The organism is Paenibacillus sp. MT86 (genome assembly GCF_058792535.1).
Window position 1 is genome coordinate 4897999 of record NZ_CM179499.1, and the last position, 18256, is coordinate 4916254.

20 protein-coding genes are annotated in these 18256 nt (G+C 50.1%); 1 reads left to right on the forward strand and 19 read right to left on the reverse strand.

Annotated elements, in window-relative coordinates; translation table 11 throughout:
- Nucleotides 1-17: 17 nt before the first annotated feature.
- From AC3RCL_RS22020 to AC3RCL_RS22045, 6 genes are all read right to left on the reverse strand, one after another.
- Nucleotides 18-500 carry an 8-oxo-dGTP diphosphatase gene (locus AC3RCL_RS22020; RefSeq protein ID WP_492531980.1) on the reverse strand — a complete coding sequence of 161 codons (483 nt, stop codon included), beginning with the start codon at nucleotides 498-500 and terminating at the stop codon, nucleotides 18-20.
- Nucleotides 501-576: 76 nt separating this feature from the next.
- The gene (locus tag AC3RCL_RS22025) at nucleotides 577-1149 is read right to left on the reverse strand and encodes a hypothetical protein (RefSeq protein WP_492531981.1); all 573 of its coding nucleotides are present in this window, start codon (nucleotides 1147-1149) and stop codon (nucleotides 577-579) included.
- Nucleotides 1150-1173: 24 nt separating this feature from the next.
- Entirely contained in the window at nucleotides 1174-1329 is a 156-nt protein-coding gene (locus tag AC3RCL_RS22030; protein WP_176502513.1) for a hypothetical protein, read from the reverse strand.
- A 34-nt stretch (nucleotides 1330-1363) separates the two neighbouring features.
- Nucleotides 1364-1675, reverse strand: coding sequence for a hypothetical protein (locus AC3RCL_RS22035; RefSeq protein WP_192571131.1), 312 nt, complete (start codon nucleotides 1673-1675; stop codon nucleotides 1364-1366).
- A 56-nt stretch (nucleotides 1676-1731) separates the two neighbouring features.
- Nucleotides 1732-2508 carry a glutamate racemase gene (murI, locus tag AC3RCL_RS22040; protein ID WP_492531984.1) on the reverse strand — a complete coding sequence of 259 codons (777 nt, stop codon included), beginning with the start codon at nucleotides 2506-2508 and terminating at the stop codon, nucleotides 1732-1734.
- 230 nt (nucleotides 2509-2738) lie between these two features.
- On the reverse strand, nucleotides 2739-4289 hold the full coding sequence (locus AC3RCL_RS22045) for a tetratricopeptide repeat protein (protein ID WP_492531986.1): 1551 nt from the start codon (nucleotides 4287-4289) through the stop codon (nucleotides 2739-2741).
- A 253-nt stretch (nucleotides 4290-4542) separates the two neighbouring features.
- Between AC3RCL_RS22045 and AC3RCL_RS22050 the strand changes: the two genes are divergently transcribed.
- Nucleotides 4543-5349 carry a lipase family protein gene (locus AC3RCL_RS22050; RefSeq protein WP_192572586.1) on the forward strand — a complete coding sequence of 269 codons (807 nt, stop codon included), beginning with the start codon at nucleotides 4543-4545 and terminating at the stop codon, nucleotides 5347-5349.
- 80 nt (nucleotides 5350-5429) lie between these two features.
- Here the strand turns inward: AC3RCL_RS22050 and AC3RCL_RS22055 are convergent, their stop codons facing one another.
- From AC3RCL_RS22055 to AC3RCL_RS22115, 13 genes are all read right to left on the reverse strand, one after another.
- Nucleotides 5430-6266, reverse strand: coding sequence for a PIG-L deacetylase family protein (locus AC3RCL_RS22055; protein ID WP_096775941.1), 837 nt, complete (start codon nucleotides 6264-6266; stop codon nucleotides 5430-5432).
- A 48-nt stretch (nucleotides 6267-6314) separates the two neighbouring features.
- Nucleotides 6315-6737: a VOC family protein gene (locus AC3RCL_RS22060; protein WP_492531988.1), complete on the reverse strand. Its 423-nt coding sequence runs from the start codon at nucleotides 6735-6737 to the stop codon at nucleotides 6315-6317.
- 52 nt (nucleotides 6738-6789) lie between these two features.
- Nucleotides 6790-7164 (reverse strand): VOC family protein, encoded by a 375-nt coding sequence (locus tag AC3RCL_RS22065; protein ID WP_096775942.1) that lies wholly within the window; start codon nucleotides 7162-7164, stop codon nucleotides 6790-6792.
- A gap of 50 nt (nucleotides 7165-7214) precedes the next feature.
- Nucleotides 7215-7772: a GNAT family N-acetyltransferase gene (locus tag AC3RCL_RS22070; RefSeq protein WP_492531990.1), complete on the reverse strand. Its 558-nt coding sequence runs from the start codon at nucleotides 7770-7772 to the stop codon at nucleotides 7215-7217.
- Between the two features lie 77 nt (nucleotides 7773-7849).
- The gene (locus AC3RCL_RS22075; RefSeq protein ID WP_492531992.1) at nucleotides 7850-8245 is read right to left on the reverse strand and encodes a DUF6508 domain-containing protein; all 396 of its coding nucleotides are present in this window, start codon (nucleotides 8243-8245) and stop codon (nucleotides 7850-7852) included.
- Between the two features lie 75 nt (nucleotides 8246-8320).
- Nucleotides 8321-9088, reverse strand: coding sequence for a class I SAM-dependent methyltransferase (locus tag AC3RCL_RS22080; protein ID WP_452520397.1), 768 nt, complete (start codon nucleotides 9086-9088; stop codon nucleotides 8321-8323).
- Between the two features lie 66 nt (nucleotides 9089-9154).
- The gene (locus AC3RCL_RS22085) at nucleotides 9155-10078 is read right to left on the reverse strand and encodes a DUF7638 domain-containing protein (RefSeq protein WP_492531995.1); all 924 of its coding nucleotides are present in this window, start codon (nucleotides 10076-10078) and stop codon (nucleotides 9155-9157) included.
- Between the two features lie 333 nt (nucleotides 10079-10411).
- On the reverse strand, nucleotides 10412-10888 hold the full coding sequence (locus AC3RCL_RS22090; protein WP_492531997.1) for a DinB family protein: 477 nt from the start codon (nucleotides 10886-10888) through the stop codon (nucleotides 10412-10414).
- A 150-nt stretch (nucleotides 10889-11038) separates the two neighbouring features.
- Entirely contained in the window at nucleotides 11039-11920 is an 882-nt protein-coding gene (locus AC3RCL_RS22095) for a carbohydrate ABC transporter permease (protein ID WP_009589917.1), read from the reverse strand.
- 17 nt (nucleotides 11921-11937) lie between these two features.
- Complete coding sequence (locus AC3RCL_RS22100; RefSeq protein ID WP_009589934.1) at nucleotides 11938-12837, reverse strand: ABC transporter permease; 900 nt, start codon at nucleotides 12835-12837, stop codon at nucleotides 11938-11940.
- Between the two features lie 113 nt (nucleotides 12838-12950).
- On the reverse strand, nucleotides 12951-14633 hold the full coding sequence (locus AC3RCL_RS22105) for an extracellular solute-binding protein (RefSeq protein WP_492531999.1): 1683 nt from the start codon (nucleotides 14631-14633) through the stop codon (nucleotides 12951-12953).
- Nucleotides 14634-14727: 94 nt separating this feature from the next.
- Entirely contained in the window at nucleotides 14728-16419 is a 1692-nt protein-coding gene (locus tag AC3RCL_RS22110) for a response regulator (RefSeq protein WP_036664202.1), read from the reverse strand.
- Nucleotides 16385-18253, reverse strand: coding sequence for a sensor histidine kinase (locus tag AC3RCL_RS22115; RefSeq protein ID WP_492532002.1), 1869 nt, complete (start codon nucleotides 18251-18253; stop codon nucleotides 16385-16387). The genes AC3RCL_RS22110 and AC3RCL_RS22115 overlap by 35 nt, the downstream gene beginning before the upstream one ends.
- Nucleotides 18254-18256 lie beyond the last annotated feature (3 nt).

Consider the following 18256-nt stretch of genomic DNA (forward strand, 5'->3'; position numbering starts at 1 on the left):
CACCGCAATCCATCATATCATCGTAAATTTCTGATTTTCTCTTCGATCGGCTTCTGTCCATCTTCATCCCAGACAATGGAGATTTCAAAAGTCCCCTCTTCAAAGTAAAGGGGGAATCTTCGTTTGAACCAGGGCTGCATAGGTAAATCCATCGCTTCTTGAATCGGTACCCAAACGAGCTCCCCTTCTGGCGGATTCGCTAAGAGTTCACCTTCGTAAGAATCTGTCAAATAGTTAAATACCATGTAACGATAATTCGTCTGGGGAACCACATACTCATCTATGCCTTTATACTCCAGGTTGTTAATAATCAGCCCGGTTTCTTCATAAACCTCACGAATTGCACCTTCCGATAGGCTCTCCGGGAACTCCACTTTTCCTCCAGGCCCAAGGTAACCGGGAAAACCGAGCTGGTCCGGACGATTAATAAGCAAAACCTTGTCGTCATTCCGAATCATGCACATTGTATACATGCCATAGGTTATTTGCGGCTTTGTCATTTCATTTCTCCTTGAGCGGATCAGCAATCCGTCACTATGTAAATTGGATACAAGAACGTCAGGTAATGGATCTCATTTATTCCCTCGAATACAAAAGCGCACCGCCAGACCCCAAAATAACGAAATGTTTGCCCGACGGTGAAAAACCACATTTTATTTTTCCGTCCAGCCGGTTCAAATCAATCATCGTGGCTTGCTTCAGATACTCATAATTAGAGACGAACACCTGGTCCAAAATAACGGAAGCCCTTGGCCACCAAGGATGAATGACTTCCAGCATCCAGCCATCGTTTGTTGCGTGAATCCCATCCCCCGACTCAAATCCAAAAATCGAAATGTCCTGTCCGCTGAGCGGAATACGAAAACTTAAGTGGTCTCCGCTCATATGATCTTCCGTTAGGTCGGAATCCCGGTCTCTGTGAATGACGGTTCCGGTTATGGCCTGCGTCAAACTGTAACCGGAGCTGCTGATCAGAACCAGATTCTCATCGGCATCCCAACCGCAAGCGATGCATCCGGAAGCCGGAATGATGACCTCAGCCGTCCAGGGGCGAGGCGGTTTTGTAGGTTCTTTCGCTTGGGCAAAGCGCAGCAAGTCGATCTCAAACGTTGTTCTGATTTCTTTTTTTGATTGATTAAAAGGGTTCATATCATACACCTGCCGTTTGATAGGTTATCGCTTGGATTCATCATTATTCATTTCATGTATTCTCATATTAAGCTCATCCAGAGAACGCTGCATGCGCTCCATTCTTCTCAGGGCAGAATATTGATTGCTGATAATCCCGGCCAAGCCGACAATCAAGATAATCACAATGAAACCGATCATAGATAGCGTGCATCCTTTCCATTTTATGATTGAACTAATAATCCCTGTTATCGGGTAACATCGATGTATTCACCCAGTCTTCGAAGCTGCTGAACAACAAGGTCTTCGGCCAATCAGCCGACTCTTCATGCTTCCAGGTTAAATGCACCTGCGCATACATACCCGGTTGTTCTATTAGAGAAAACAAAAAATCATCCCGATCGCATCTTCTTGCTAATGTCTTCACTTGTACTCCAAACAATATATGCTCGCTCGAAATTTCCTTAGATAACTCATCCGCGAATCGATCCGAAGTCTCGTCTTCCCAGGGCTCTAAGTAGGTGAAATCTTCCGGTATCGTCGTCACTATAACACCTCCGCTGCTTATCTTTTCTTATACTCAACGGTCGGCCTCCAGTTTCCCTATCTCTCAATCTCCCTGTATATGCTGAGCGCTTTCTCCATCTTCTGAGTATACTCCGCGGATTGGCTTGAATTTAGCAGCTTAACATCCTGACTCCCGCTGGAGCTGAGCAGATCCTGGCTGCTCAATACTTGGATGAGTCTGTTCACGGTACCTTCGCTGCCATCGATAATTCGGATATGATCCGGCAGCAGATCCGACAAAATCCTTTTGTAAAAAGGATAGTGCGTACAGCCCAAAACGATCGTTCCATACTCATTCAGATCAAAGGCTTCAAACTTCTTCGTGAAGTATGCGTTCATGATCTCGGGGTCGAAATTCAAAGCCTCACAGTGCTCGACCAGCTCCGGTAAAGGCAGGGAATCCACGATATGCATGCTATCGACTCGCCGGACCAGGTCCTTATACTTCGACTCCTTCAGGGTCAGCGGCGTGGCAAGCACCAGGATCCGCTTCCCGCTGGCACGGTTAATCTCAACAGCCGGCTTTACGGCAGGCTCCATCCCGATAACCGGAATCGGATAGGCCTTCCTTAAATCGGAGATCGCCATGCTTGTAGCCGTGTTGCACGCAACGACGATGGCTTTGACCTCTTCCTGCATGATGGTTTCCATCGCTTGATGTATGTAAGCTTTCACGTCTTCCTTAGCTTTGGTGCCATATGGCACATGGAGGGTGTCCGCAAAAAATAAAAAGTCTTCATGGGGCAGCTTTTTCATAGCCGCCCTTAACACGGTTAAACCGCCTAAACCTGAATCAAAAAAAGCTATTCTCATTGTTTTTCACCTGTCGTTATATGTTGGTCTGTCCGTATCATTGCAATCGATGTCCTTATACATTATACTCCACTTCCCGGAAACGCGCAGAGCCATCTGAGCATTAAGCGTTTCAAAATAAACAGACCCGGCCAAGTAAGGATCTCGGGAGGCCGGGTCTGACGTGTTGTTCTTTTGCATAGGGAAGAATGATTAACTTCCTTCATGATCATGAAAAAAACGCAATCCATTTACTCAAAGCATTTCAGCAAAGCCAAAGCCTCTTCATGATCGGGCTCCAGAACGAGCGCCTCGCGCGTATATTCCAGAGCCTCCTCGTCCAGGCCAAGCTCGTAACAACAGATCGCCAAACAGTATAATACCGTTGGCACCGGCTCGTCTTCATCCGTGTCCACGGATTCCTTCAGGAAGAACTTGGCCTCCTCGTACATATCCATCTCAAACAGCACCAGTCCCGCGTCCAGAGCCAGATCATAACGCTGTTCCATCACATAATACGATGACCACATCTTGAAGATGCCTGCACGGATATCCAGCATTTCTTCGTCATTGGCCTCCGGCAGCAGATTCGAGATGCGCTTCGCGCTCTGAATGAAGAACTCGGCGTCATACCCGCCTAATCTCCAGAAGGACAAAATTTGCTGCAAGCCCATGCTTTCAATATTCCGGTCGACCCATTCCTTCATACTGAAGAATTCATCCGGTCCGAAGCGTTCGATGAATTGACGGTAAGCAAGCCGGGTATTGGCATAACTAGCCGGTGCTTCCAGCATGAGAATGCAGCCGACGTTAATATTCTTATAATGCTGCGTAGGGAACATGGCCAGTGCGCCTCGCTGTTCGAACACATGCTGCAGCGCGTGATAATTAGCCGTTAGCGAAAAGCTGCCATGGTAAATTAATTGCGGCGGCTCGGCGAATTTCCAATTATCGATGCGATGATCTCCTTTATCCGCCGTGAGGAGCATGAAACCTGACGTGGATAACCGATTCAGACGTTCCAAGCAGGTCAAGCCCACCTCCGGAAACAGGATATGCGAATCCTCCAGTTCTTGCTGGTAATGAGCAATCACATCGCGATAAGGATAAGTATCTTCTTCGTATCTTGGTTCCCGGCGGTGCTCGTAGGCCAGCTTCATGCGTTCCAGCGCTTCAGCGGGCTTGAGCTTATGGTGCTGCTCCGGAAATTCGATGACCACATCGCTCTCATAAATCTGGCCTTCCCCGACGTAGATCAATTCTTGCGGAATGCCGTCAAAAAAATAATTGGCGACGATCAGCAGCGGCTGCTTCAAGTCTCCGGGACGAATCGTGGTCTTCGACACTACCAAGTTCAATTCCGTATCATGCACGGCATCGAACCTCCCGAAATCCAGCAGTCCCTGCTCAATATACGATTGCATGGCAGGATGCTGCTGCCATGCCGTCACATTTTTCATCGGCAAATCCGTCATGACATAGCGGAAAGGAGGCAGCGCTATCCCCGTATCATCTCTCAGCTCGCACAGCTTGTGCAGCACATGGTAACCGAGGCGTCCGGCTCCGGCGCCCAATTCCAGAATCGTCACGGGTTCGATGATATCGCCCCGATCCGCGCGATCTCGAAGGAATCCGAATATCATTTCTGCGTAAGCCGTAGCAATCATGGGGTTGCTCGTAATATACTGCGGGACCTGATCATTATTCCACGCCTTCATCCCCAGTTCTTCATAATATGTCCGCTGTAGTTCCCAGATGGGTGCTTCACTGAAACGGAAGCGTTGTTGATTATTATCCGTCATTTCTATTTAACCCTGCCCTCTATGTATCTTATTAGTACAATCTGAAACCTCGAATGCCTTTACACGGTTAGACCAAAGACCAATCCATTGTCTATAGAATGGTACCATATAACTTGGTTCTTCCCAAACCTTCGAAGTCAGGAAATCCCGCGGACTCTCTTCGCTTGATAACCGTTTGACAAACCAACGGGCAATAGGCACCTTTCCTTCCTCTCCCTAATATAGTGTAGGAGAACAGAAGGGCGGGATGTACATGGTTGCGAGCACGGAGCAAGAACAATGGGCCATTTTCCTGGCGGCGATCTGCGGACAAACCTATACACAATTCACCAGCACGGACGGCTCATTTGTCCTTCCGCTAAACTTCTCGCTGTTCGACACCATTGAAGCGAATTCCTTGATCCGCGTGTCGGAACGCTTCGGGTTTATCCTTGAATCGCCGGAGGAGATTATAATCGCCTTTCGGGGTACCATGTCCTCCACGGATTGGATCACGGATGCCATAGCCTCCCAAAAGAACTTCAAATACATCAAAGATCCCGCGCTCACGCACCGCGGCTTCACCAGCATCTACGCTTCCGCCCGCGGGCAGATCATGTCGGCGCTTGCAAGATTGCCTGTCGATAAGACCTTGTTCATTACAGGCCACAGTCTCGGAGGGGCACTTGCTACCTTGTGCGCCGTGGATGTTGCCGCGAACACGGATCACCAATCCCCCCATGTTTTCACTTACGGATCACCGCGCGTAGGGGATCCCGATTTTGCCAAGGCCTTTGCCAAATATGTTCGAAGCAGCTTTCGTATAGCCAACCTGTTCGATGTCGTCACTCATGCACCGCCCAGTATCTACAAACTGCCGAAACGGGAAAAGAAATACTATTACAGTCACGTCCATACTCATTGGCCATTGAACTTCCAGAATGGGTCGGTTAGCGGCAATCATGTAATCAGCAGTTATTATGCGGAGCTTGCCAAGCTCCAGCCGCCATTTGCCGAGCTTTTAAATTCGGCGAATCCCGGATTCTGTCCCGTCACAGAATTACCAATAGAGAAGGTGTAAGCTTATCTGGAGGGTCATATAAAGAAAGCGGATTTCCCTGAAGAGGAAATCCGCTCTTTTATGGCTTAACCGAGAATCGATTACACGCGAGTACCCGTTAGCATCGGGAACAATACCTTCATCTCAGCGTCATTCGGTCTTCGGCCATAATCCGCAATTTCGAAAGGCTCGGCATATTGTACGCCGGCTGCATACTCTTGACCATACAGCTTGGCAAGCGTAGGCAGCATTTCGTCCGACACGCGCAGAAACCGATTCCAAAACTTCAGAATAAAATCCCGCTTCTCTTCCCACGTATCCGGTACGGCATGCAAGAAACCGCCCTGCCAAGGGGCAAACTCGTAAAACTGGGAAGCATGGGCATCGCAGGCCAGCAATTTCTTCTCGATGACGCCTCCGGCATCGATGACCATATCCGGTTGATATGACGCCCGTGCCGCGTAATCCGGCATCAGCAGATAGATCGGGGATTTTTTTAATGACGGTACTTCGGGCACGGCATTAGGTACATTCGCCACAAAATCTGCGGCATCCCGCACGACCTTCCCGGCATTTCGGTTATCCACATGGCCGGGACCGTCCGGATGGAACGTGATGACGATATCCGCCTCCCAGCCGCGGATTTGACGGATCACTTCCTTGCGTACGTCCGGTGTCGGCATCAATTCGCCATCGGGTATGGGCAGAACGACATATTCCAGAACCCCAAGATGCCGGGCAGCCTCATGGGCTTCCCGTATACGACGGTCGATCAGGTCCTGCCCGCTCATTTCATGATGACCGCAGCATCCATCGGTTAACGTAACGAACTTCACCCGATGGCCCATCTCTGCGTAGGCTGCGGAGATCGCTCCTGCATAGATTTCGGGTTCATCGGGATGCGCTGCAATGACAATCACATTGAGAATAGTGGACATCTATTGCTTCCTCCTTATCGTTTCTTCAATAAACGATCGATGTATCGATTACTTCAAACGTTTCATCAATGAATGATCTTCTTTCAGCTCCAGCAAATCCCACAGGTTCCCGTACAAATCCTTGAATACCGCTACCATGCCGTAATCCTGCTCTTTCGGCTCTCTTACAAACTCGATTCCCCGCGACACCATTTCGCGATAATCTCTCCAGAAGTCATCGGTATTCAGGAACAGAAACACTCGGCCGCCCGACTGGTTGCCTATAAACGGCTCTTGTTCCGGCTTGGATGCTTTGGCAAGCAATATCGTCGTGCCGACCGACCCGGGAGGAGCAACAACCACCCAGCGTTTGTCTTGTTCGGGCTGATATGTATCTTCGATCAAAGTAAAATTCAGCTTCTCGGTATAAAATGCAATGGCCTCGTCATAGTCCTTCACGACTAACGCGATATGAACAATGGATTGTATCATGTCCTTCCAGCTCCTTAAGGTTGAGTATGCAGCTAGTCTTCAATATTTGTTTCTAGTTATCCTCCTGCACGATCATCATGAGATTCCCGTCGGGATCTTGAATCGAAACAAACGAAATATCCGGAAACCGCTCAATCTCTCCGATGATCGTCACATCAATGGATTTTAGATATTCGTAGGTTTGGTCAATGTCATCCGTCGGCAGTGCGAATAAAGCCTGCTCTGCAGGCGTAAACCGACCGGATCGGTGGCTGTCCAGCAGGATCAACAGATTGTCCAGCTGGATGCTGTACATCTCCTCATAGGGACCGGATCTGAAAGGCACACCCAGAAGCCTTGCATACCATTCTACAGCTTTTTCCATATCGTTAACATGAATAAATACAGACGCTATCCTTTTCTGAATGGGCATTGGGGTATGAGTCATTATTAAATCCCTCCATCTTATAGATATAGTTCCGTTTCATAATTCACAGCTTACCTAATCCCGTCTTCCTCGTCACCAAAAAACTCTTTTTCAAGAATGGAGTAATAAAACTGGTCCGTCCAGTTCCCATTCCAACATAGTTCTTCTTTAAAAACAGCTTCTTTGGTCATCCCGATATGCTCCATTAGCGCTGCTGAACGATTATTTAGCGAGTTGCACATGCCTACCACTTTATGAGCGCTCAACTGTTCGAAAGCAAACTTCAACAATAGCTTGGCCGCCTCACTCCCGTACCCTTGACCGCTTTGTTCCGGGAGAATAGCGAAGCCCAATTCCCAACTCTTCCTAAAGCCAATATAACTCCATACTTGAGCCAGTCCGATCGGTGCCCGCATCTCATCATCAGCTAATCTGACTATAAAATCATAGGCTGTTGCTTCGCCTCCCTCATTGATTCTGGCCATATATTTGCTGCGAACAACTTGTTGATCTGACTCAACCGATTCTTCAAAATGCCATAGATCCCGATCGCATTCCATTCCGCAGATAAAATCCAGATCATGTATAGTGATTTTTGATAAAATGACGTTCTCTCCAAAGATCTCCATAAAGGCACCTTTCTTATAAGTTTCAGAGTATCAATATATTCAAAAATGCGATATTTCCCCGCTCAACCTTCCAAATATTATAGCGAGCTCTTCAACTCTCTCAGTCGCATTAAAATTTCAGCAACATATCCTTTCATGCATACGCTGAGGTATAACCCTTCATTGAATCGGTCACCGCGAACATAACTGGTCATCAATTTTCTAAGGGTTACCAGATCGGCGCTGCGAATGCTGCTCCCCACAGGGTTATCTAAATCTCGATAAGCCTCATTCTCCGCTAACCATTCGCTCCAGTTAAATACCATGAGGAAGCCGACGTCATCCAACGCTTTACGAAAACTTCCGATTTCTTTGCTTTCACATCGATATCCATTAACGTCATGGCAAAAAACGGACCCGGGATTTTGGAAATATTCGAGGTATGGGAGCAACCGCTCCACATCTGAAGCAGTTAAGTCTGAGTCATACGGCATACCGTCACCTCATTGATTTTTATTCGTCACCGCGCAAGGTACCCATGGCACTTCATACAAACGCCCTGATGCCTGTTAACGCCCCCTTGAAGCCTTCCTAGCCTCGTATGTAATCATCTGACCCGCATTTACAGGTTGATTCATCCAGCGATAGTCAGCCGACTTCGTAATCTCATCGTATCCCTGCTTCTCTAACATGAGTTCAAACTCATGCATCCCATACCAGCTTAGAGGAAACCGCTGCAGCTCGGTCTGAACCAGATGGCCTTCCTTCCATTTTTCATATTTCAGGATCGATACGATGCGCTGGTCAAGCAGATTGCATTCCGTACGTCTTTCCTCCAAAACGATGACTTCGTTATCGGAAGTTTCCCAGCTTCTAGTCGAGGTGTGATTCGCGTCGAAATCCGTAGGAATATACAAATCCACGATCAACCTGCCCCCAGGGGTCAAATTGGAAGCATAGTGCTTCAGAGCCGATTCAGCCCGATCGCGTCCTTCCACTAACTGAAAAGATCCTGCTGGAATGATAATGGCTTCATAGGCATCCGCCAACGAAAAGTTATGCATCTCGTCTTCAAACAGCTTCGCCTCAAGGCTCAATTCCGCTAATCTTCTTCTGCAGGAGTCCAGCATCGCAGCCGAATTATCCACGCCTTCGATGTTGATGCCTGCTTGGAGCAACGGGATTAATACCCGGCCCGATCCGCATCCAACTTCCAGCACCTTGCCTTTAACGTCTTTTAGGCGCTCTGTATAATATTCCACGTCGCCAAACGAGAAACCTAACGGTTTGCTCAGATCATACACTTCCGTACACAGCGCTCCGTACGAACTATACATTGAAATGGCCTCACTTTCTTTAAAATGTTTTTTGTTTCCCATCCACCCGGCTGATATGATAACCCGCTACACTTCCCGCTTCTCATCCGGCCGATAGAGGATTCTTTGGTAGTCCCAATCTTTAGAATCCATATCACCCAAGTACATCCGCTCATGCTCGGGCACCCGTTCATATTTCTCTCTTAAATGTTCCCTGTAAAACTCGGTGGGATTTTCTAGATATAAATAATAAGCGTCCCTGCATTCTTCATGCGCTGATTTCTCCCCGTTCAATTTCCTGTGGATGTCGATAAGTTCCTTGAACTTCTCCTCCTTGTCTGCCGCATACAACGGTTCAGACAGCGTAACCTCGCCAAGTCCCGCTATGCTAAGAGGCAGCGCTCCATCGAATGTCGTGAACAGCGTCCCGTCCTGAAACCATTCGTTTAGCTCATCGAGATGGCTGCGGACGTCAAGGGGCAGGTCGTGTACCAAGACTTGACCGTCCTGGTACACATTCAAATAAACTAAATAATTCGCACCCTCATATTTCATAAAAATGTGGAAACCGTCGCCCTCCACCGTTTGATAGAACATTTCATCCTTCACATAAAAATCAGTGGGACGAGGGGAGTGGGCCACTCTTCTGGTCTCCCATTGCTTCTGCTCACGCTCCGAAACTTCATAGATATTCACGAATTCCGGATTCATCACGCGAATGGTCTGCTTAATATGTTCATAATAGCTGTCTGGATGGAATCTCCAGTTCGTTTCCTTGACTCGGAACGCACCCAGTCCATGGATCGACAGATTTTCGCCAAGCGGAACGACAGGCGTCAGCCAGTTCGAATCGATCTTGTTTTTTAGGCCTTTGAGGTCAACCAGCTCCCAGCAATTGATCATGCCGTCTTCATAGATATCTACGCCAATATAAAAGTACTGACCTCCGTTGCAGATTATTCCCGGTATGGAAGTACCTTCAACGATTTTGGATCTCCGAATCTTTTTCATATGAATCACCTTCCGATTATAGGCAGTATATGGCTTCGTGTTTTGGTATTCCTCGAATGTGTCAGCGATTCACCCGCGTCGCTCTATTGATCCTATGAATTTCTATAGCTATGAGGGCATTCCTTACATCATATAAGAGAGCCGCAGGAAGCTCTATACCAACGATATTTATAAACATTCTCTACCAAAACCGACTCCTCATCATCCCTCTTGTAAACCTGGCATTCTTATTCTATTTTACATCCTCTTTTCCGTTTGGTAAAAATAGCAAAAGAACTCCCTGGCTCATGTGATCATGGCAGCAGGAAGTCCCTTATGTGTGGTGCGTTTAAACTACACTCTTAAAAAAGCAATATAATCCGTTATGATTCCTTTGTGTCCCAAATGCCGAAGCATGGTCGTGATATTGCCTCTATGGTAGGTTCCATGATTTACGACCTGCTGGAGAATTTCCGAAATCGAATTCTGAAACGCCTCACCCGCAGTGTTGTGATAAGTCACAACCTTCCCCATATCGCCAACCGACGCCAAATATTCATGGTGTTCGGTTTGGAGCCGGCTCAGGTATTGACGAGCTGCTGCCATATTCCCGAACGGTCTCGCGGCAAGCGACGGAGGACTTTCCTCCTTGATCCGGGCAAACCAAACTTCCTCCGCAGCTGCAAGGTGACCGAAGACTTCGGCGATGGATGTAAAGCCCAGGTTCACTTCCTGGAGAAACACGCCTTCCGGCAAGGATTGCAAATGGTCCAATAATCTTTCGTTCGCCCAAATGTGATAATCGTACAATTGAAGATACGCTTCGTTCATGGTGCACTCTCCTCTCTTGATCGCTTGATCGGTAAGCCTGAATTTACGATGCTAGCCATAGCACCTAGCCCCTAGCAGTCCACTAGAAAATTATACCATATATAACGAAAAAGCACGGAGATCAAACGAAACACAACGCATATTTTCGGATTACTCTTTGACGCTGCCAAGCACGATGCCTTTGACGAAAAAACGCTGGAGGAAGGGATACAGCAGCAGAATCGGCAGCGAGCCGATGAATATTTGCGCGGCTTTAAACGTTCGGTTGGACACTTCGGAGAGTGCCGCGGCATCGTCTGCATTGATCGACGTCAGGTTGGTCTGCACGATAACGGTCTGAAGATAACTCGACAACGGGTATTTTTCCGGAGAATTCATCAGCAACAGTCCGTCAAACCATTCGTTCCATTGGCCGACGATCGTAAACAGCGTTACGGTAGCCATGGCCGGCAGCGACAGCGGCGCGTATATTTTCCACAGGCTGGTGATGTAGCTCCCGCCGTCAATGAAGCAGGATTCCTCCAGCTCCTTGGGCAGGCCGCGAAAAAAATTGAGCAGCAAAATCACGTTGAACACAGCTACCGCACCCGGGATGACCAATGCCCAAATCGTATCGATCAGTCCGGTATCCCTTATCGTCATATACCTTGGAATAAGGCCTCCGGAGAACAGGGTCGTGAACACGAAGAACCAGGCATATTGCGTGCGGAATTTAAAATCCCGCGGTTCCTTCGACAGCGGATAAGCGATGAGCAGGGTCAGCAGCATGCTGATCCCGGTCCCAAGAACGACGCGCTGCACGGTGACCCACATCGCTACCATAAATTGCGGCTTGTTCAATACGTACTGATAGGAGCTGAGCGTAAAATCGACGGGCCACAGCTTCACGATCCCTGCCGTCGCCGCGCCTTTGGAGCTGAGAGAAACCGCTAGGATATGAACGATGGGAAGAAAGCAGAGCAGCCCCAGACCGATCAGAAAAGCGTAGTTGAAGCCAAGAAAAAATTTGCGGCTGAGTGACGGTTTATGCATACGGGACACCTTCCTTCCTAAAATATTCTGTAATTGGCGAACTTGGATGCCAGGGCGTAGGACGTCACGATAAAGACGAACGAGATCAAGGATTTGAACAGGCCGATCGCCGTGGCTACCCCATACTGGGCACCCTGCATGCCGATCCGGTATATAAACGTATCCAGAATGTCCCCGCTCTCATACACCTGCGGGCTGTACAAGTTGAACACCTGGTCAAAACCGGCATTCAGCACGTTCCCGAGCGAGAGGGTTGCCAGCAAAATGATGATCGGCATCATGCCGGGAAGCGTGATGTGCCAGGTCTGTTTCCAGCGGTTTGCGCCATCGACCGTAGCCGCCTCATACAGGGAAGGATTGATGGAGGTTAACGCGGCCAAATAGACGATGGTGCTAAAGCCGAATTCCTTCCAGATGTCCGTTATGACAAGGGTATAAGGAAACCATTGGTTGCTGCCCAGGAAAAAAATCGGCTCGATGCCGAACCAGCCCAATATTTGGTTCGCGATCCCGTTCGTCGGCGACAAAATGTCGATAAAGATTCCGCCGAGGATGACCCACGACAAAAAATGCGGCAAATAGACGAGCGTCTGCACGCCCCGTTTGATGAGCTCGTTCCTCAGCTCATTCAGCAGCAGCGAAACCAGGATCGGCACGACCAATCCCCCGATGATTTTCATGAAGGCGATAAACACCGTATTCCAAATGATTTGGCCGGTTTCCGGCAGATCGAACACATAGCGGAAATTGTCCAGCCCGATCCAGTCCGAGCCGAATAGGCCTTTGAACGGAACGAATTTCTGAAAGGCCATGGCGATGCCGATCATCGGCCAATAGCTGTAGATCAGTACGATGACGATGCCGGGCAAGATCATCAAATGAAGCGGCCACTGCCGCCGAAATTTTTTGCTTAACATGGCGATCCTCCTGTCTGTCAATGTGTATCCCATTCGCCTTCAGCAGGTGGTGAAATGAGAACAGGGGCGGGTGTCAGAAACCTCCCTCCCCTGTTCCCGTTAGCCGAACTCCTTTATCTGGCGGCCTTCCATGCATTAACTTCTTCCGTAATCTTGTCGCCGCCGAGCTTCTTCCAATTGGCTACGAACTCATCAAAGGCGTCGATGCTCGCCTCGCCCAAAATGATTTTGATGAACGTTTCCTGTTCCAGCCGGTCGAGCGTCGCTTTTTTGTCGGCCATGGTCTCGGTCGGAGCGCCGACATAACCGTTCGAGATGACTTTGCCCGCATCGTTCAAATCGCGAAGCTGCTTCATGGAGCCTTCCGGCCCGTTGGCGGCATAGCCGGACCAGCCCATCGGGTTGTTGCCTGCGAGATATTCCTGAAATTCCTTGAACATGATCTTCGTTTCGGCGCTGGTGATGTCCGCGTCGCTTTCGGATTCCAGCGCTTTGGCCAGCTCCTCCTGCCGGATCAGGTCTTTGTTCGGATTGACGACCTCGACCAGCGAATATTTGTTGACTCCGATGGATACGCCGTCTTCGATGATTTGGCCGTACTTGTCAAATTCCGCATTGTCGCTGTACAGCTTCTCGTAGTACTGGTTAGCCAGCTTGACGATGACCTCGGGATGCTCGTACCCCTTTTTGACCACGTAATATTGGGATACGGCAAAAGGCATCTGCACCGTCGCCGGACCGCCCTCCAAAGACGGGATAGGGTAGGACTTCCAATTCACCGATTCATCTTCTTTCACCATGTCCCAGAAAGGCCATGCCGGATACCAGCTTGGTCCGATCAGCATGCCGATTTTGTGGGTGGTCACGGATTCAAAGACCTTGACGGTATCCTTTACGCCGAACTCGGGGTCGATCAGCTTGTTCTTGAACATGTCCTGCAGCTTGGCCAGCGCTTCCTTCATCTCCGGCTGAATGCTGCCGAACTGCAGTTGCCCCTCCGCGTCTTCGATCCAAATTTGCGGGAAACCGCCGAAGCCGTTAAAGAAACCTACCGAAGAGCTGTTTAATCCGATATCCTTGGTCAGCGCAAGTCCGTAGGTATCCGCCTTGCCGTTACCGTCCGGATCCTGCTGGGCAAACGCCTCCGCAATGGCCACAAGGTCATCCATCGTGTTCGGTTCAGGAAGATTCAGCTTCTCCATCCAATCCTCCCTGACCCACAGCAGGGGAGCCGAGCCGCCGATTACCGGCTGGGTGGACGGGATCGCCAACAGCTTGCCGTCAAACGTCGCGGAAGGGAGCGCGTTTTTCTCGATCTCCATGACCTTCTTCAGGTCATCGCTGGCGTAATTCTCGAAAGCGGGCGCCAAGTCCGCCAATTGCCCGGCGTCCGCAAGCTGGCGCAGCTGCTCCGGCGTCACCTGCATGATATCCGGGAGGTCATTCGAAGCAATCGCGATATTCATTTTGGATTCATATTGCTCCTGGCCCGTTACCACCCATTTATAGTTGAGGTTGATGCCCATTTCCTTATATAGGTCGGTCCACACGTTGTTTTTAATATCCTGTCCGGACGGGAACTTCACTTCTTCTCCCACAAACCGGACGGCATCCAGCTGAATGGGAGGATCATACTTGCCGAACGGGTCACCCGGCTCCATGGCTGAGGCTTCGCTATCGGTGGATGAACCAGCCGCGCTGCCTCCGCCTCCTTCCCCTTTGCTGCAAGCGCTTAAAATAAACACGAAAGCCAGCATACTGATCCACAATACGGACAAGATCTTATTTCTCTTCATGTTTGCGACCTCCTTGAATTCGTTGTTTGTTTAGAGTATAAGGGAACAAAAAAAGAGCTATCTACTTCAAGCTCTTTACTTTGATATCTTCTCTTTACATGTTGTGCAGTTCTCTGTATTCCTGCGGCGTCAAATGGGTCGTTTTTTTGAAAAAGCGGTAAAAATACGGCGGAGAACTGAAACCCACCGCAGCGGCAATGACATGGATTTTGTCCGTCGTCTCCTTCAGCAGCTGCTTCGCTTTGGCCAGCCGTGCCGCATTAATCGACTCGGACAGGCCCTCACCGGTCACTTGTTTGTACAATCTGGACAAATACGAAGGGTTGTGTCCCACGGCCTCCCCGATTTGCGTCAAGGACAGGTCGCCGCTCAAGTGATCCTCGATATACCGCTGAACTTTGGCAATCACCTCATGCTGCTGATCCTGCTTCCCCTGCTCTTTCCGGTTGAAGATGATGTCCGCCAGCCTTTCGAAATATTCGGCCGCCTCCGTCCAGGAATCATGCTCCTCCAGATGAGTCAATGTGATATAATCCACCGCCCCTTCCCCTTCCACGTTCCGGCAGAGAGCTTCCATATCCACCAGGGACGGCATCATCACGGACACCAGGCCGTAATACACCTCCATCTTCAGCAAATATTCAACCTCCGGCGGGAAGGAAGAGGTATCGGTCACCTCATGGAGCAGCTGCATGAATTCCTCCCGGTCCCCATTGTCCAGACAGCCGCGCAGCAGCTCCATCCGCTTCAGATGCGTGCGAGAGCGCCCCAGAAAATGCCCCATGCGATCCGGGCGGTTGCGCTCACCGGCTTCGGTCAACAAAGATTCGTGGCCGATCCCGAGGCCGCTGTCCAGCAGCTGCTTCAGTCCTTCGAATTTGTCCGGCAGCCGTTCCCAATCGACCCACTCGCCAGCCATGGCAAACGACGTCTTCAATTTCAGAAGCGTTTTGCAAACGTCCTGAATTTGTTCCAGCATCCCGTGGACAAAACGCTGGACCCGTTCCGCCGCCGGACTTTGAATCTCCTCCGGATGCTCCTCCCCCTCCTCTTTGCGCTGCAAAATCCAGATCATCTTGGCCCTGCCGAACTCCACGGCCATGCCGTCGGTCATCGGGCCGAGCAGCTCGCCGATGATATTCTGGACTGCGTACAGCATCAGCGACTGGGCCGATGGACTTTCTTGCCTTTGCCAGCCGTCCAGCCTGCATAACAGCAGCAGGCATGGCTTGCGGGGATCCAGCTTCATCTCCAGCTCCGCAAAGCGCTGCTCCAGTTCCTCCCGCCGAATGTGACCAGGTGCTTTTTGCATCAGCTCCAGAACGTACTGTTGCTGTAAAAAAGGCAGCGCCATGCGCATATTGTCCCTCGCTTTGGCAAGCAGAATGTCCGCTTCAATCTCCTGGTCAAGCAGCTCCACGGTCTTCTCGATCGCGCTCAGCACGGCATCGTTTCCCTCGGCCTTGAGAACGTAATCGACGCTTCCTTGCCGGGTGGCCTCCTGGATATAAGAAAAGTCGTCGTATCCGGTCAAAAAAATCACTTTGCAATGGGGCCACTGCCTGGATATTTCCTTTTGCAGGGCAAGGCCGTTTAATCCCGGCATTTTGATATCCGACAAAACGATGTCCATTTTCGCCCGTTTAAGCCAGCCCAAGGCTTCCGAAGAGGAATAAGCCTTGTACACCTCAAGCTCGAGAAATTCCGCGCCAAGGCACAATTCCGCAAGCCCGTTCACGATAAAAGGTTCGTCATCCACGATCAGTATTCTGTACCTGCTCTTCATCCATCTCGCTCCTTTCTTGCTTTGGCAGTGTCATATCGATTCTCAAACCGCCCAACCGGCTTCTCGAAAAGGTCAATCCGCCAGCAGGCCCGAATTTCAATCGAAGGCGTCGGTGCACGTTGGATAAACCGGTGATCTCTCCCTTCACGTCCGAATTCGCGATCATGGATTGCAGGTTCTGCAGCCTTTCGTCCGTCAACGTCTCCCCGTTATCCTCCACGATGATATGCAGGACATGCCGCTCAGCGGCCATGGTAACCCAGATTTGCCCGTCCGCCTCCTTCTCCTCAAGTCCGTGCTCGTATGCATTTTCGATTAAGGGCTGAAGAATGAGCAGCGGAACGTCCAGTTGCTCCCAATCACCGGGGATGTCATCCCAATAAGCCGATATCCGGTTATGGAAACGGATGGACTGAATGTCCACGTAAGCCTTGGCATGCCCCACTTCCGCCTTCAACGAAACTTCGTCGGCAGCGTTGCGGGTGATGAACCTGAAATATTCCCCCAAATGCCTCGTAAAACGAACGATATTCTCGTAATCCTCCATCTCTCCCATCTGATGAAGCGTAAAGAAGCTGTTATATAAAAAATGGGGGTTGATCTGGGATTGGAGCTGCTTCAGCTCGGAACGCTGCGAGCGGATTTTCTGCTCAAACACTTCGTGGATCAGTACCTGCAGGCGCTTCACCATATGGTTAAACTGCTCGTACAGATAGTGGAACTCGTCATGATGCTTATGGCGCAGCTCCACCCGGGGACTGTCGAAATCGATGTTGCGGAATGCCCTCACCATCCGCTGAAGCGGCTGATGAATTCGGCTGTAGATCCAGCCCGAGAACAGAATAACCACCAGCAGGGAGAAGCCCGACAGCCCGAAAAAGATCATGCGGTATTTCCCGAGCGGGCCTAAGAATTCGGCTTCGGGGACATACACCACCAGGTCGGCATTCAAAAAGGCGGAGCGCTCCACGCTAACCCAATAGTTGGCCCCATCCGCCTTGATCTTCGTGTTGTAGGGAAGCTTTGAAAACTCGGTGCTTGTTAGCGCTTCCAAGTCAATGCGCTTGGCCAATCGCGGACCGATGCCGCCTCCGTCCTCCTGAGTCAGGACCCAGCTATTGTCCACGCCGATGAGAACGGCGCCCCCGTCCCCCGTGGCCAGCTGCAGGAGCGCCGTTTGCATTTTCGGAACGGAGAGCTCCGCCGCAATCGCAAAATTAGGCGGATGGCCGTTTCGCAATCGTTCCGGGTATACCATACCCAGCAGAAGTTTGTTCTTCCATTCGAAAATGACCCGATCGGGATGCTCCTCAAGCGCCTTCATCTGCTCTGGCGGCATGGCTCCTTCGTACGACACCTGCTCAATCGTTTTCTCAATCAACGGAATATACGTTTTGGCTTCCTGAACGTATTGATTGGAGCTTTGCAGCAGCCGCATTTTGCCCTGGAGGCGGTTGATCGCCTGAAAATATTCGGAACGGCTCATGGCGGGTGCTATGGTGCTAAGCTTTTGCAGGTCGGAGTCCTGCGACAAATCGTTCATCAGCAGCACCGTCGATCGCAGCTCCTGTTCCAGCGTACGCATGAAAAAATTAGTCCTCGCATTCAAGGATTGGGTAATTTCCTGCTCCACGCTCGCAAGCCCGGACTCGTTCATGTACAGGGCAGCGGCGTAAACCGGCATAATGGCCAACAAAAAGCCGGCCACGATTTTTGGGTAAATCGATTTGAACCACAGCAGCTTCATCGCTTGCCTCCACTTCGTTACCATGATCGCTTCGCCTAACCGATGAACAGAATAAAAACGGACCATAACGGTTACACGATTGTTCACGAC

Bases quoted from the DNA above. Each gene is read 5' to 3' on its own strand.
- AC3RCL_RS22105 (WP_492531999.1), bottom strand. From the start codon at position 14,633: ATGAAGAGAAATAAGATCTTGTCCGTATTGTGGATCAGTATGCTGGCT.
- AC3RCL_RS22080 (WP_452520397.1), bottom strand. From the start codon at position 9,088: ATGTATAGTTCGTACGGAGCGCTGTGTACGGAAGTGTATGATCTGAGC.
- AC3RCL_RS22065 (WP_096775942.1), bottom strand. From the start codon at position 7,164: ATGACTCATACCCCAATGCCCATTCAGAAAAGGATAGCGTCTGTATTT.
- AC3RCL_RS22060 (WP_492531988.1), bottom strand. From the start codon at position 6,737: ATGATACAATCCATTGTTCATATCGCGTTAGTCGTGAAGGACTATGAC.
- AC3RCL_RS22075 (WP_492531992.1), bottom strand. From the start codon at position 8,245: ATGCCGTATGACTCAGACTTAACTGCTTCAGATGTGGAGCGGTTGCTC.
- AC3RCL_RS22050 (WP_192572586.1), top strand. From the start codon at position 4,543: ATGGTTGCGAGCACGGAGCAAGAACAATGGGCCATTTTCCTGGCGGCG.
- AC3RCL_RS22070 (WP_492531990.1), bottom strand. From the start codon at position 7,772: ATGGAGATCTTTGGAGAGAACGTCATTTTATCAAAAATCACTATACAT.
- AC3RCL_RS22020 (WP_492531980.1), bottom strand. From the start codon at position 500: ATGACAAAGCCGCAAATAACCTATGGCATGTATACAATGTGCATGATT.
- AC3RCL_RS22085 (WP_492531995.1), bottom strand. From the start codon at position 10,078: ATGAAAAAGATTCGGAGATCCAAAATCGTTGAAGGTACTTCCATACCG.
- AC3RCL_RS22045 (WP_492531986.1), bottom strand. From the start codon at position 4,289: ATGACGGATAATAATCAACAACGCTTCCGTTTCAGTGAAGCACCCATC.
- AC3RCL_RS22030 (WP_176502513.1), bottom strand. From the start codon at position 1,329: ATGATCGGTTTCATTGTGATTATCTTGATTGTCGGCTTGGCCGGGATT.
- AC3RCL_RS22110 (WP_036664202.1), bottom strand. From the start codon at position 16,419: ATGAAGAGCAGGTACAGAATACTGATCGTGGATGACGAACCTTTTATC.
- AC3RCL_RS22100 (WP_009589934.1), bottom strand. From the start codon at position 12,837: ATGTTAAGCAAAAAATTTCGGCGGCAGTGGCCGCTTCATTTGATGATC.
- AC3RCL_RS22090 (WP_492531997.1), bottom strand. From the start codon at position 10,888: ATGAACGAAGCGTATCTTCAATTGTACGATTATCACATTTGGGCGAAC.
- AC3RCL_RS22055 (WP_096775941.1), bottom strand. From the start codon at position 6,266: ATGTCCACTATTCTCAATGTGATTGTCATTGCAGCGCATCCCGATGAA.
- AC3RCL_RS22025 (WP_492531981.1), bottom strand. From the start codon at position 1,149: ATGAACCCTTTTAATCAATCAAAAAAAGAAATCAGAACAACGTTTGAG.
- murI (WP_492531984.1), bottom strand. From the start codon at position 2,508: ATGAGAATAGCTTTTTTTGATTCAGGTTTAGGCGGTTTAACCGTGTTA.
- AC3RCL_RS22095 (WP_009589917.1), bottom strand. From the start codon at position 11,920: ATGCATAAACCGTCACTCAGCCGCAAATTTTTTCTTGGCTTCAACTAC.